The sequence below is a fragment of the gamma proteobacterium symbiont of Scutellera amethystina genome (genome assembly GCF_059730845.1).
Genome location: NZ_AP035935.1, coordinates 3,587,934 through 3,601,269, shown reverse-complemented (window position 1 = coordinate 3,601,269; position 13,336 = coordinate 3,587,934). Strand labels below are relative to the sequence as shown.

The 13,336-nt window shown below is 55.9% G+C and carries 12 protein-coding genes and 2 tRNA genes; 13 read left to right on the top strand and 1 reads right to left on the bottom strand.

Annotated features, from left to right (window positions below; translation table 11 throughout):
- Positions 1-92 precede the first annotated feature (92 nt).
- Positions 93-569, top strand: a complete 477-nt coding sequence (greA, locus tag AC6I79_RS17035) for a transcription elongation factor GreA (RefSeq protein WP_021507709.1) — start codon at positions 93-95, stop codon at positions 567-569.
- Positions 570-697: 128 nt separating this feature from the next.
- Here the strand turns inward: greA and yhbY are convergent, their stop codons facing one another.
- The gene (gene yhbY, locus AC6I79_RS17030) at positions 698-991 is read right to left on the bottom strand and encodes a ribosome assembly RNA-binding protein YhbY (protein WP_010617345.1); all 294 of its coding nucleotides are present in this window, start codon (positions 989-991) and stop codon (positions 698-700) included.
- Between the two features lie 126 nt (positions 992-1,117).
- On the opposite strand from yhbY, the gene rlmE reads away from it, so the two are divergent.
- The 12 genes from rlmE (at position 1,118) to truB (ending at position 13,231) form a co-directional block, all read left to right on the top strand.
- Positions 1,118-1,747 carry a 23S rRNA (uridine(2552)-2'-O)-methyltransferase RlmE gene (rlmE, locus tag AC6I79_RS17025; protein ID WP_021507708.1) on the top strand — a complete coding sequence of 210 codons (630 nt, stop codon included), beginning with the start codon at positions 1,118-1,120 and terminating at the stop codon, positions 1,745-1,747.
- Positions 1,748-1,921: 174 nt separating this feature from the next.
- Complete coding sequence (gene ftsH, locus AC6I79_RS17020; protein WP_021507707.1) at positions 1,922-3,850, top strand: ATP-dependent zinc metalloprotease FtsH; 1,929 nt, start codon at positions 1,922-1,924, stop codon at positions 3,848-3,850.
- Between the two features lie 85 nt (positions 3,851-3,935).
- Positions 3,936-4,769, top strand: coding sequence for a dihydropteroate synthase (gene folP, locus AC6I79_RS17015; protein ID WP_150059187.1), 834 nt, complete (start codon positions 3,936-3,938; stop codon positions 4,767-4,769).
- 4 nt (positions 4,770-4,773) lie between these two features.
- Positions 4,774-6,108 carry a phosphoglucosamine mutase gene (glmM, locus tag AC6I79_RS17010; RefSeq protein WP_021507705.1) on the top strand — a complete coding sequence of 445 codons (1,335 nt, stop codon included), beginning with the start codon at positions 4,774-4,776 and terminating at the stop codon, positions 6,106-6,108.
- A gap of 217 nt (positions 6,109-6,325) precedes the next feature.
- Positions 6,326-6,661, top strand: coding sequence for a preprotein translocase subunit SecG (gene secG, locus AC6I79_RS17005; protein WP_010617340.1), 336 nt, complete (start codon positions 6,326-6,328; stop codon positions 6,659-6,661).
- A 46-nt stretch (positions 6,662-6,707) separates the two neighbouring features.
- Positions 6,708-6,794 (top strand) — tRNA-Leu (locus AC6I79_RS17000).
- Positions 6,795-6,853: 59 nt separating this feature from the next.
- Positions 6,854-6,930, top strand: a tRNA-Met gene (locus AC6I79_RS16995).
- A gap of 212 nt (positions 6,931-7,142) precedes the next feature.
- Positions 7,143-7,595 (top strand): ribosome maturation factor RimP, encoded by a 453-nt coding sequence (gene rimP / locus AC6I79_RS16990; RefSeq protein WP_031279732.1) that lies wholly within the window; start codon positions 7,143-7,145, stop codon positions 7,593-7,595.
- A gap of 24 nt (positions 7,596-7,619) precedes the next feature.
- Positions 7,620-9,107, top strand: coding sequence for a transcription termination factor NusA (gene nusA / locus AC6I79_RS16985; RefSeq protein ID WP_021507703.1), 1,488 nt, complete (start codon positions 7,620-7,622; stop codon positions 9,105-9,107).
- 17 nt (positions 9,108-9,124) lie between these two features.
- Positions 9,125-11,815: a translation initiation factor IF-2 gene (gene infB / locus AC6I79_RS16980; RefSeq protein WP_021507702.1), complete on the top strand. Its 2,691-nt coding sequence runs from the start codon at positions 9,125-9,127 to the stop codon at positions 11,813-11,815.
- Positions 11,816-11,879: 64 nt separating this feature from the next.
- Complete coding sequence (gene rbfA / locus AC6I79_RS16975; protein ID WP_021507701.1) at positions 11,880-12,287, top strand: 30S ribosome-binding factor RbfA; 408 nt, start codon at positions 11,880-11,882, stop codon at positions 12,285-12,287.
- Positions 12,287-13,231 (top strand): tRNA pseudouridine(55) synthase TruB, encoded by a 945-nt coding sequence (gene truB / locus AC6I79_RS16970; protein ID WP_283342231.1) that lies wholly within the window; start codon positions 12,287-12,289, stop codon positions 13,229-13,231. The genes rbfA and truB overlap by 1 nt, the downstream gene beginning before the upstream one ends.
- The last annotated feature ends 105 nt before the right edge of the window (positions 13,232-13,336 follow it).

Sequence of the window (13,336 nt, the reverse complement as noted above, 5' to 3'; positions counted from 1 at the left end):
TGTGAAAAGAGGTTACGCGCCGCAGAAGCCGATCTTCTGCTGTCACCGGTCAGGATGACGCCGTTAACCAGGATAGATGACGAGGAGCCAAAATGAATCAGATTCCGATGACGTTGAAAGGCGCTGAGAAGCTGCGTGAAGAGCTGAACGAACTGAAAACCGTTAAGCGTCCGCGCATCATCGCCTCTATCGCCGAAGCCCGTGAGCACGGCGATCTGAAAGAGAATGCCGAATACCACGCCGCGCGCGAAGAACAGGGGTTCTGCGAAGGGCGTATTCAGGAGATCGAAGCCAAGCTCTCCAATGCACAGGTGATTGACGTGACCGCCATGCCGAAAACCGGCCGCGTGATTTTTGGCGCCACCGTCACCGTGCTGAATGTCGATACCGATGAAGAGTTTACTTACCGGATTGTCGGCGACGACGAAGCGGACTTTAAACAGAACCTGATTTCCGTGAATTCGCCGATGGCGCGCGGTCTGGTGGGCAAAGAGGCCGATGACGTGGCTATTGTTAAAACCCCAGGCGGCGATGTGGAATATGAAGTGCTGAAAGTGGAATACATCTAAGATATTGCTACGCTTTGAAATGCGCAGCTGCATATTGTAAAGAAAGGAAAAAGGCCGCGCTGCGGCCTTTTATCCCATGCAGGAGCATGGCACTTTCTCTGCCCGTCGGACGAGCCGTAACGGTACGCTTAACGTGGCAGAGTAATTTTGCGCTCTTTGGCAGGGCGATACAGCACCAGCACGTTGCCGATGACCTGAACGTTGTTTGCCTTAGTTTCACGCACGATAGCGTCCACGATCAGCTGCTTGGTTTCACGATCTTCCGAGGCAATTTTTACCTTGATCAATTCGTGATGTTCGAGCGCCTGTTCGATCTCGGCGAGCACGCCTTCAGTCAGGCCATTGCCGCCCAGCATGACCACTGGCTTCAGTGGATGGGCAAGGCCTTTCAGGTGCTGTTTTTGTTTGGTACTCAGATTCATCGTATTTTTTGCTTACTCAGGGATTGAAAACGGTTCATTCTACCGCCATCTCGGGTATATCGCCAAATCAACGCGACCCATTGCGTGCTGATTTATCGCTACGATGACGATTTAACTGGAAATATTATGACGGGTAAAAAGCGTTCGGCCAGTTCCAGTCGCTGGCTTCAGGAACACTTTAGCGATAAATATGTGCAACAGGCACAGAAAAAAGGGTTGCGCTCGCGCGCCTGGTTTAAACTGGATGAAATTCAGCAGGGTGACAAGCTGTTCAAACCCGGTATGACCGTGGTTGACCTGGGCGCTGCGCCCGGCGGCTGGTCGCAATATGTGGTACAACAGATTGGTTCGGGTGGCCGTATTATTGCCTGCGATCTGCTGCCGATGGATCCCATCGTTGGCGTTGACTTCCTGCAGGGCGATTTTCGCGACGAAGCGGTGTTGAAAGCGTTACTGGAGCGCGTGGGCGACCAGAAAGTGCAGGTGGTGATGTCGGACATGGCGCCGAACATGAGCGGTACGCCTGCGGTCGATATCCCGCGTTCCATGTATTTAGTTGAACTGGCGTTAGAAATGTGTCGGGATGTACTGGCACCTGGCGGCAGTTTTGTAGTGAAAGTGTTTCAGGGAGATGGCTTCGATGAATACCTGCGGGAAATTCGCTCCCTGTTTACGAAAGTGAAAATTCGTAAGCCGGACGCTTCGCGATCACGTTCGCGCGAAGTGTACATTGTGGCGACAGGGCGCAAACTGTAGCCCTCCATACCGGAATCAAAGCAAGGCGAAACGGCGTTTATTCTGATGCGTAATTCTGAGTTTCAGGCTAAACAGGCAAAATCATCAGCGCCGCGATTCCAGGTATGAAGGATATATAGTACCCTACGCTGTCTGTTAACACCGTTGTAATATGAGGTTAATCCCTTGAGTGACATGGCGAAAAACCTGATTCTCTGGTTAGTCATCGCGGTCGTGCTGATGTCAGTATTCCAGAGCTTTGGGCCCAGCGAGTCGAATGGCCGTAGGGTTGATTATTCAACCTTCCTGTCGGAAGTGAACCAGGATCAGGTCCGCGAGGCACGTATTAACGGGCGTGAGATCAACGTAACCAAAAAAGACAGTAATAAATACACGACCTACATTCCTGTCAACGATCCCAAGTTACTCGATAACCTGTTGACCAAAAACGTCAAAGTTGTGGGTGAACCACCGGAAGAGCCGAGTCTGCTGGCTTCCATCTTCATCTCCTGGTTCCCGATGCTGCTACTGATTGGCGTGTGGATCTTCTTTATGCGGCAGATGCAGGGCGGCGGCGGCAAGGGCGCGATGTCCTTCGGCAAGAGCAAAGCCCGTATGCTGACCGAAGACCAGATCAAAACCACCTTTGCTGACGTTGCGGGTTGCGACGAAGCAAAAGAAGAGGTGGGTGAGCTGGTAGAATACCTGCGTGAGCCGAGCCGCTTCCAGAAGCTGGGCGGTAAAATCCCGAAAGGCGTGCTGATGGTGGGCCCTCCGGGTACCGGTAAAACGCTGCTGGCGAAAGCGATCGCCGGCGAAGCGAAAGTACCGTTCTTCACGATTTCCGGTTCTGACTTCGTAGAAATGTTCGTCGGTGTCGGTGCATCTCGTGTGCGCGACATGTTCGAGCAGGCGAAGAAAGCGGCACCGTGCATCATCTTTATCGATGAGATCGATGCGGTGGGTCGTCAGCGTGGTGCCGGTTTAGGCGGTGGTCACGACGAACGTGAGCAGACGCTGAACCAGATGCTGGTGGAGATGGATGGCTTCGAAGGCAATGAAGGCATCATCGTTATCGCCGCGACTAACCGTCCGGACGTACTGGACCCGGCGCTGCTGCGTCCAGGCCGTTTTGACCGCCAGGTGGTGGTAGGTCTGCCAGACGTGCGCGGCCGTGAACAGATTCTGAAAGTGCATATGCGTCGCGTGCCGCTGGCCACCGACATTGATGCCGCGATTATCGCACGTGGTACGCCGGGCTTCTCCGGTGCGGACCTGGCGAACCTGGTCAACGAAGCGGCGCTGTTCGCTGCGCGTGGCAACAAGCGCGTAGTGTCGATGGTCGAGTTCGAGAAAGCGAAAGACAAAATCATGATGGGTGCGGAACGTCGCTCCATGGTGATGACGGAAGCGCAGAAAGAATCCACCGCGTATCACGAAGCGGGCCATGCGATTATTGGTCGCCTGGTGCCGGAACACGATCCGGTGCATAAAGTGACGATTATCCCGCGCGGCCGTGCGCTGGGTGTGACCTTCTTCCTGCCTGAAGGCGACGCGATCAGCGCCAGCCGTCAGAAGCTGGAGAGCCAGATTTCAACGCTGTACGGCGGTCGTCTGGCAGAAGAGATCATCTACGGGGCGGAACACGTTTCTACCGGTGCTTCAAACGACATCAAAGTGGCGACCAACCTGGCGCGCAACATGGTGACGCAGTGGGGCTTCTCGGAAAAACTCGGTCCGCTGCTGTATGCGGAAGAGGACGGTGAAGTGTTCCTCGGCCGTTCAGTGGCGAAAGCCAAACACATGTCGGACGAAACGGCACGCATCATCGACCAGGAAGTTAAGCACCTGATCGACAGCAACTACCAGCGTGCACGCCGTATTCTGGGTGAGAACATGGACATCCTTCACGCGATGAAAGACGCGCTGATGAAGTATGAAACCATCGACGCACCGCAGATCGACGACCTGATGGCACGCCGCGAAGTGCGTCCGCCAGCAGGCTGGGAAGATCCAGGCAGCAACAACTCTGACAGCAACGGTACGCCAAAGGCGCCACGTCCGGTTGATGAACCGCGTACGCCAAACCCAGGCAACACCATGTCAGAACAGTTCGACAAGTAACAGGCCTGTTCCTAAGCAAAAACCCCGGCTGGTCCGGGGTTTTTTACATTCCACAATCCAGTGATTCCCCAGGGAGATTTTCGCCATGAAGTTGTACGCCCGTGATACCCATCTCGATCTGTCGTTTCCCCATGTGATGGGAATATTAAATGTCACGCCGGACTCCTTTTCTGATGGCGGAACGCACAACACGCTGGTCGACGCGCTCACGCACACCAACGAGATGGTGAATGCCGGTGCCACGATTATCGATGTGGGCGGCGAATCAACCCGTCCCGGTGCTGATGAAGTCTCAGTGGAAGAGGAACTGGCGCGGGTGATCCCGGTGGTGGAAGCTATTGCGCAGCGCTTTGAAGTGTGGATTTCAGTTGATACCTCAAAAGCAGAAGTGATCCGTGAAGCCGCGCGAGTGGGCGCTCACATCATTAACGATATCCGCTCGCTGTCCGAGCCGGGTGCGTTACAGGCCGCCGCAGATAGCGGTCTGCCGGTATGCCTGATGCACATGCAGGGCGAACCGCGCACCATGCAGCAGGCACCGGAATATCAGCACATCGTAAGTGAAGTGGACGCTTACTTCGCTGCGCAGATTGCCCGCTGTGAAGCGGCCGGCATTAAAAAAGAGCGTCTGCTGCTCGACCCGGGCTTCGGTTTCGGTAAGAATCTCAGCCACAATTATGAGCTGCTGGCGCATCTCAGTGATTTTCACCATCACGGTCTGCCGCTGCTGGTGGGCATGTCGCGTAAGTCGATGATTGGCCAGCTGTTAAACGTCGGCCCGGCACAGCGCCTGACCGGCAGCCTGAGCTGTGCGGTGATCGCCGCCATGCAGGGCGCGCAGATTATTCGCGTGCATGACGTTAAAGAAACTGTCGAAGCGATGCGCATCGTCGAGGCGACACGGAGAGCAAAAGGATAAAGGCATGAGCGATCGTAAATATTTCGGTACGGATGGGATTCGCGGCAAAGTGGGTGAAGCGCCCATTACCCCGGACTTTGTGTTGAAGCTGGGTTTTGCTGCCGGCAAAGTGCTGGCCCGTTCCGGCTCGCGCAAGGTATTGATTGGCAAAGATACACGGATTTCCGGCTACATGCTGGAATCGGCGCTGGAAGCCGGTCTGGCGGCTGCCGGGCTGTCTGCGGCTTTCACCGGCCCGATGCCCACGCCAGCCATTGCCTACCTGACGCGCACCTTCCGCGCCGAGGCGGGCATCGTGATTTCCGCGTCGCACAACCCGTTTGACGACAACGGCATCAAATTTTTCTCTGCCGAAGGCACCAAACTGCCGGACGACGTAGAAGCCGCCATTGAGCTGGAGCTGGAGAAGCCGCTGACCTGCGTCGAGTCCGCTGAGCTGGGCCGTGCCAGCCGCATCGTCGATGCCGCCGGGCGTTACATTGAGTTCTGCAAAGGCACTTTTCCCAGCGAGTTGAGCCTGAACGGGCTGAAGATCGTGGTGGACTGCGCCAACGGCGCGACCTATCACATTGCGCCGAATGTGCTGCGTGAACTGGGTGCGAAGGTAATTGCGATTGGCGTGCAGCCGGACGGCATGAACATCAACAAAGAGTGCGGCGCTACCGATTTGCGTCAGCTGCAGCAGCGCGTGCTGGATGAAAAAGCCGATCTCGGCCTGGCCTATGACGGCGACGGCGACCGCATCATGATGGTGGATCACCTTGGACAGAAGGTGGATGGCGACCAGATTCTCTACATCATTGCGCGTGAAGCGCTGCGTCAGGGCCAGCTGCGTGGCGGCGTGGTCGGCACGCTGATGAGCAACATGGGACTGGAGCTGGCGCTGAAACAGCTGGGGATTCCGTTTACCCGCGCCAAAGTGGGCGACCGCTATGTGCTGGAAAAAATGCAGGAGAAGGGCTGGCGCATGGGCGCGGAGAACTCCGGCCACGTGATTCTGCTGGATAAAATCAGCACCGGTGACGGCATTGTAGCAAGTTTGCAAGTACTCACTGCAATTGTGCGCAACCACATGAGTCTGCACGATCTGTGCAGCGGCATGAAGATGCTGCCACAGGTGCTGGTGAATGTGCGTTTCAGCGGCAGCCACGATCCGCTGGAGAGCGACAGCGTCAAAGCGGCTGCCGCAGAGGTGGAAAAAACGCTGGCCGGGCGCGGGCGTGTGCTGTTGCGTAAATCCGGCACCGAGCCGCTGATTCGCGTGATGGTGGAAGGCGAGGATGAGGCGCAGGTAACCGAGCTGGCGCACAAAATTGCCGATGCGGTAAAAGCGGTTTAACCGCGTTACGGGCGGTCAGTTTGCTGCTTTCCGCCTGTAAAATCACCGGGATGGCGCTTTTTTCCGCAATCGCAAAACTTCGTGTAAATTGCGCTTGCAGAGGTATGCGCCTTTGGTTAGTATTCACACCCGCTTCTGATGGGTGATGACGAGACTCCCCGTCAATATTGGTTGAAGCTTTAACTGTGCGGATAACGCGCAAGGAAACAGGTTGATTATGTACGAAGCTCTGTTGGTTGTTTTCCTTATTGTAGCGATTGGCCTCGTTGGTCTGATCATGCTGCAGCAAGGCAAAGGCGCTGATATGGGAGCCTCATTCGGTGCAGGCGCTTCTGGTACGCTGTTCGGTTCAACCGGGTCTGGTAACTTCATGACTCGCATGACCGCAGTACTGGCTACGCTGTTCTTCATTATCAGTCTGATTCTGGGCAATCTGAACAGTAACAAGACTTCCAAAGGAAGCGAGTGGGAAAACCTCAGCGCGCCGGCTCAGTCTCAACAGCAGACTCAGCCAGCTAAACCGGCCACGCCGGGCAATGATATCCCGCAGTAAGATCGTCAGCGCTAAAGCGACATCGTATCGTCGCAGTCAGTGAAGTGCCGAGGTGGTGGAATTGGTAGACACGCTACCTTGAGGTGGTAGTGCCCGATTGGGCTTACGGGTTCAAGTCCCGTCCTCGGTACCAAATCTCAGTATAACTTGCATTTTTCGCAAGATCGGCGTAATATTCGCCACGTTTTCGGACGCGGGGTGGAGCAGCCTGGTAGCTCGTCGGGCTCATAACCCGAAGGTCGTCGGTTCAAATCCGGCCCCCGCAACCACTTTCCCTTAGAGTTCTTTTTCAAATATACTGTATGCATCGACGGACGCATCCGCAGTCAGTTTTGAAAAAAATTCTGCTGGATGGTGTGCCGAAGCCGCATCGCGGCATACAGGGTCCAGTCACAAAAAGCCCCGAATTTTCGGGGTTTTTTGTTATCAGGAAATCGTAACACTGGGCTTTAGGCCCTTTTTTTATGTCTTGGGGGTGGGCTTGTCCACATTAGAGCAAAAGTTGACAGAGTTGATCTCTGCTCCGGTAGAAGCGCTTGGCTACGAATTGGTCGGTATCGAGTTCATTCGTGGTCGCACATCAACCTTGCGCATCTATATTGATAGTGAAGAGGGTATCAATGTTGATGATTGCGCCGATGTTAGCCACCAGGTCAGCGCTGTAATGGATGTGGAAGATCCTATTACGGTGGCTTACAACCTTGAAGTTTCCTCACCGGGTCTCGATCGCCCTCTGTTCACCGCGGAGCACTATGCGCGTTTCGCTGGCGAAGAGGTGAGCCTGGTACTGCGTATGGCCGTGCAGAACCGCCGTAAATGGCAGGGCATCATCAAGTCTGTCGAAGGCGAGATGATCACGGTAACCGTTGAGGGTAACGATGAAGTGTTCGCGCTGAGCAACATTCAGAAAGCGAACCTGGTCCCCCACTTTTAAAAGTCCGGATTGAGGCTAACCAGGATGAACAAAGAGATCTTAGCTGTAGTAGAAGCCGTTTCTAACGAAAAAGCCCTGCCGCGTGAGAAAATCTTCGAAGCGCTGGAGAGCGCTTTGGCCACTGCGACCAAGAAGAAGTATGAGCAGGAAATCGACGTGCGCGTCAGCATTGACCGTCGCAGCGGCGATTTCGACACCTTCCGTCGCTGGGTGGTTGTAGAAGAAGTCACGCAGCCAACGCGCGAGATCACGCTGGAAGCAGCACGCTTTGAAGATGAAGCCTTCAATCTGGGCGATTATGTTGAAGATCAGATCGAATCTGTCACCTTCGACCGTATCACCACGCAGACCGCGAAACAGGTTATCGTCCAGAAAGTGCGAGAAGCCGAGCGCGCGATGGTGGTCGATCAGTTCCGCGAGCAGGAAGGCGAAATCATCACCGGCGTGGTGAAGAAAGTGAATCGCGACAACATTTCACTGGATCTCGGCAACAACGCCGAAGCGGTGATTGTGCGTGAAGACATGCTGCCGCGTGAAAACTTCCGCCCGGGTGACCGTATTCGCGGCGTGCTGTATGCCGTGCGTCCGGAAGCGCGTGGTGCGCAACTGTTCGTTACCCGCTCCAAACCGGAGATGCTGATCGAACTGTTCCGCATCGAAGTGCCGGAGATTGGCGAAGAAGTTATCGAGATCAAAGCGGCAGCGCGCGATCCGGGTTCACGCGCCAAAATTGCGGTAAAAACTAACGACAAACGTATCGATCCGGTCGGTGCCTGCGTCGGTATGCGCGGTGCGCGCGTGCAGGCGGTGTCCAGCGAGCTGGGCGGCGAGCGTATTGATATCGTGCTGTGGGACGACAACCCGGCACAGTTCGTGATTAACGCCATGGCACCTGCCGATGTGGCGTCAATTGTGGTGGATGAAGACAATCACACCATGGATATCGCTGTTGAAGCCGGCAATCTGGCTCAGGCGATTGGCCGTAATGGCCAAAACGTGCGTCTGGCATCCCAGCTGAGCGGCTGGGAGCTGAACGTGATGACCGTCGATGATCTGCAGGCGAAGCATCAGGCCGAAGCCCATGCAGCGATCGATATGTTCACTAAACATCTCGACATCGACGAAGAGTTCGCCACCGTTCTGGTGGAAGAGGGCTTCTCTTCGCTGGAAGAATTGGCTTACGTGCCAATCAACGAGCTGCTGGAAATCGACGGCCTCGACGAAGAGACCATTGAAGCCCTGCGTGAACGAGCAAAAAATGCGTTAACCACCCTGGCATTAGCGAAAGAAGAGAGCCTTGGTAATCAGGAACCTGCTGAGGACCTGCTGAATCTTGAAGGCCTGGATCGTGCGCTGGCGTATCGCCTGGCGTCAAAAGGCGTTTGCACGCTGGAAGATCTCGCTGAGCAAGGTGTTGACGATCTGACAGATATTGAAGGGCTGGATGATGAGAAAGCCGGTGCGCTGATTATGGCTGCACGTAATATCTGCTGGTTCGGCGATGACGCGTAATAACAGGAAGGAACAGCATGACAGATGTAACCGTAAAATCGCTGGCCGCCGAAATTCAGACTCCGGTCGATCGCCTGGTACAGCAATTTGCTGATGCAGGGATCCGTAAGTCTGAAAACGACGCCGTATCCCAGCAAGAGAAAGAGACCTTACTGTCCCACCTGAATCGTGAGCACGGTCAGACCGGTTCAGGCAAACTGACGTTGCAGCGCAAAACGCGCAGCACCTTGAATATTCCAGGCACCGGGGGTAAAAGTAAGTCGGTGCAAATCGAAGTCCGCAAAAAGCGCACATACGTGAAAGGTGATGCCGACGCTGAGCAAGCTCAGGCGGAAGCAGAAGCCGAGGCGCAGCGTGAAGCGGAAGAGCAGGCGCGTCGCGAGGCTGAAGAACAAGCCCGTCGCGAAGCTGAACAAAAAGCGCAACGTGAAGCCGAAGAGAAAGCCAAGCGCGAAGCCGCTGACAAGGCTAAGCGTGAAGCAGCGGAAAATGAGAAAGTGACTAATCAACCTACCGACGAAATGACCAAGGCTGCGCAATCTGACAAAGCCCGTCGTGAAGCTGAAGCCGCCGAACTGAAGCGTAAAGCGGAAGAAGAAGCGCGCCGTAAGCTGGAAGAGAATGCGCGCCGCGCGGCGGAAGAAGCCCGTCGTCTGGCCGAAGAGAAAGCCGCTGAATGGGAAAAACCAGAGGAAGAAGATAAGGGCGACTATCACGTCACTACTTCAACTCATGCCCGTCAGGCAGAAGACGAAAACGATCGCGAAGTCGAAGGTGGTCGTGGTCGCACCCGCACCACCAAGGCAGCGCGTCCGGCCAAAAAAGGCAACAAGCACTCTGAAGCCAAAACTGACCGTGAAGAAGCGCGTGCTCAGGTACGCGGCGGTAAAGGCGGCAAACATCGTAAACCAAGCACGCTGCAGCAGGGCTTCAACAAACCTGCTCAGGCGGTGAACCGTGACGTCATCATTGGCGAAACCATCACCGTTGCCGAACTGGCCAACAAAATGGCGGTGAAAGGCTCGCTGGTTATTAAAGCGATGATGAAGATGGGTGCCATGGCAACCATCAACCAGGTTATCGACCAGGAAACCGCCCAGCTGGTGGCCGAAGAGATGGGTCACAAAGTGATCCTGCGCCGCGAGAACGAGCTGGAAGAAGCGGTAATGGACGATCGTGATACCGATGCTGCGCAGGAAAGCCGTGCGCCGGTCGTGACCATCATGGGTCACGTTGACCACGGTAAAACCTCGCTGCTGGACTACATCCGCTCCACCAAAGTCGCCTCCGGCGAAGCGGGCGGGATTACCCAGCATATCGGTGCGTATCACGTTGAAACCGATAACGGCATGATCACCTTCCTCGACACCCCGGGCCACGCTGCGTTTACCGCAATGCGTGCACGTGGTGCGCAGGCCACGGATATCGTTATCCTGGTGGTGGCGGCGGACGATGGCGTGATGCCGCAGACCGTCGAAGCTATCCAGCACGCGAAAGCGGCCGGTGTGCCGGTGGTCGTGGCCGTGAACAAGATCGACAAGCCAGAAGCCGATCCGGATCGCGTGAAGAACGAGCTGACCCAGTACGGTATCATTCCGGAAGAGTGGGGCGGCGAGAACATGTTCGTTAACGTCTCGGCGAAAGCCGGCACCGGCATCGACGACCTGCTGAACGCGATTCTGCTGCAGGCGGAAGTACTGGAGCTGACTGCAATTCGTCAGGGTATGGCGAGCGGCGTGGTGATCGAATCGTTCCTCGACAAAGGTCGTGGTCCGGTAGCCACCGTGCTGGTGCGTGAAGGTACGCTGAACAAGGGCGATATCGTACTGTGCGGCTTCGAATACGGCCGTGTGCGTGCGATGCGTGACGAACTGGGTCGTGAAGTGCTGGAAGCGGGTCCATCGATTCCGGTGGAAATCCTCGGCCTGTCCGGCGTGCCGGCAGCGGGTGACGAAGCGACCGTGGTGCGTGACGAGAAGAAAGCGCGTGAAGTGGCGCTGTATCGTCAGGGCAAATTCCGCGAAGTCAAACTGGCGCGTCAGCAGAAGTCCAAGCTGGAAAACATGTTTGCCAACATGACCGAAGGCGAAGTGTCCGAGCTGAACATCGTCCTGAAGTCCGACGTACAGGGTTCTGTGGAAGCGATCTCCGACTCGCTGCTGAAACTCTCCACCGACGAAGTGAAGGTGAAGATTATCGGTTCTGGCGTGGGCGGTATCACCGAAACCGACGCCACCCTGGCCGCTGCGTCCAACGCGATCATCCTCGGCTTCAACGTGCGTGCTGATGCCTCTGCGCGTCGCGTGATTGACGCTGAAAACGTTGACCTGCGCTACTACTCCGTCATCTATAACCTGATTGACGAAGTGAAAGCAGCCATGAGCGGCATGCTGGCACCGGAGTTCAAACAGCAGATTATCGGTCTGGCCGAAGTCCGTGACGTGTTCAAGTCACCGAAATTTGGCGCGATTGCCGGCTGTATGGTCACCGAAGGCAACATCAAACGTCACAACCCGATCCGCGTACTGCGCGACAACGTGGTTATCTACGAAGGCGAGCTGGAATCTCTGCGTCGCTTCAAAGATGATGTCAACGAAGTGCGTAACGGCATGGAGTGTGGTATCGGCGTGAAGAACTACAACGACGTTCGCGTTGGCGATATGATCGAAGTGTTCGAAGTGATTGAAGTTAAACGCACCATCGAGTAATTGCTGGTCGATGTGATGCAATTTGGGAGGCCTCTGGCCTCCCGAATTATTTGGGAGAAATAGTATGGCGAAAGAGTTTGGTCGCCCACAGCGCGTGGCGCAGGAGTTGCAGAAAGAGATTGCGATCATCCTGCAGCGCGAAATCAAAGACCCGCGTCTGGGTATGATGGTCACCGTGTCTGGCGTTGAGGTGTCACGCGATCTGGCGTATGCCAAAGTGTTCGTGACCTTCCTGAACGACCAGGATGAAGAAGCGGTGAAAAACGGCCTCAAAGCGCTGAAAGAAGCGTCTGGCTACATCCGTATTCTGCTCGGTAAAGCGATGCGTCTGCGCATCGTGCCGGAGCTGACCTTCTTTTACGATAACTCGCTGATTGAAGGGATGCGCATGTCGAATCTGGTGTCTAACGTGATCAGAAACGATGCTGAGCGACGGGGTGAAAGCCCGGCGGAAGACGACAAGGAGGACTGATGAGTCGTCCTCGTCGCCGTGGTCGTGATGTCCACGGTGTTTTCCTGCTGGATAAACACCAGGGCGCATCCTCCAACGATGTGCTGCAAAAAGTAAAACGCCTGTTTAATGCTAACAAGGCGGGCCATACCGGCGCGCTCGATCCGCTGGCCACCGGTATGCTGCCGATTTGTCTCGGCGAAGCCACCAAGTTTTCCCGCTATCTGCTGGATTCGGACAAGCGTTACCGCGTGATTGCCCGTCTGGGCCAGCGCACCGATACCTCTGATGCGGACGGCAATATCGTCGAAACGCGGCCGGTGACCTTCAGCCAGGCTGAGCTGGATGCGGCGCTGGAGAGCTTTCGCGGCGAGACGCTGCAGGTGCCCACCATGTTCTCGGCGCTCAAGTATCAGGGCCGCAAGCTGTACGAATATGCGCGCGAAGGCATCACCGTGCCGCGTGAAGCGCGACCGATTACCGTGTTTGAACTGCAGTTTATTCGCTGGCAGGGCGACGAGCTGGAGCTGGAAATCCATGTTTCCAAAGGCACCTACATTCGCACCATCATTGACGATTTAGGTGAGAAGCTCGGCTGCGGCGCACACGTGATCATGCTGCGCCGTCTGCAGGTGGCTCGCTACCCGATTGCGCGCATGATGACGCTGGAACAGCTGCAGACGCTGGCGGCGCAGGTTAATGCGGCGGAAACGCCGGATTACGCACCGCTGGACGCGTTGCTGTTGCCGATGGACAGCCCGGCGGAAGATTTTCCAGCGGTCAATCTGCCCACGCCGGTCGCGGCCTGGTTCAAACAGGGCATGCCGGTCCAGGCGGAAAACGCGCCGGCCAGCGGGCTGGTGCGGGTGACCGAAGGCGATGAGCAGAAATTTATCGGCATGGCGGAAATCGCCGACGATGGTCGCGTGGCACCGCGTCGTCTGGTAGTAGAGTTTGCCGACTGACCGCATATTACCGCTGGGCGTTACAGCGCATTTGCGTTGCTACCGGGCGAAGAGTAGAATAGCGCGGCTTTAAAAGCGGGCTGCTGAATTAGAGATCGGCACCCA

Coding starts and splice junctions, on each gene's coding strand:
- greA (WP_021507709.1), top strand. CDS start 93: ATGAATCAGATTCCGATGACGTTGAAAGGCGCTGAGAAGCTGCGTGAA.
- yhbY (WP_010617345.1), bottom strand. CDS start 991: ATGAATCTGAGTACCAAACAAAAACAGCACCTGAAAGGCCTTGCCCAT.
- rlmE (WP_021507708.1), top strand. CDS start 1,118: ATGACGGGTAAAAAGCGTTCGGCCAGTTCCAGTCGCTGGCTTCAGGAA.
- ftsH (WP_021507707.1), top strand. CDS start 1,922: ATGGCGAAAAACCTGATTCTCTGGTTAGTCATCGCGGTCGTGCTGATG.
- folP (WP_150059187.1), top strand. CDS start 3,936: ATGAAGTTGTACGCCCGTGATACCCATCTCGATCTGTCGTTTCCCCAT.
- glmM (WP_021507705.1), top strand. CDS start 4,774: ATGAGCGATCGTAAATATTTCGGTACGGATGGGATTCGCGGCAAAGTG.
- secG (WP_010617340.1), top strand. CDS start 6,326: ATGTACGAAGCTCTGTTGGTTGTTTTCCTTATTGTAGCGATTGGCCTC.
- nusA (WP_021507703.1), top strand. CDS start 7,620: ATGAACAAAGAGATCTTAGCTGTAGTAGAAGCCGTTTCTAACGAAAAA.
- infB (WP_021507702.1), top strand. CDS start 9,125: ATGACAGATGTAACCGTAAAATCGCTGGCCGCCGAAATTCAGACTCCG.
- rbfA (WP_021507701.1), top strand. CDS start 11,880: ATGGCGAAAGAGTTTGGTCGCCCACAGCGCGTGGCGCAGGAGTTGCAG.
- truB (WP_283342231.1), top strand. CDS start 12,287: ATGAGTCGTCCTCGTCGCCGTGGTCGTGATGTCCACGGTGTTTTCCTG.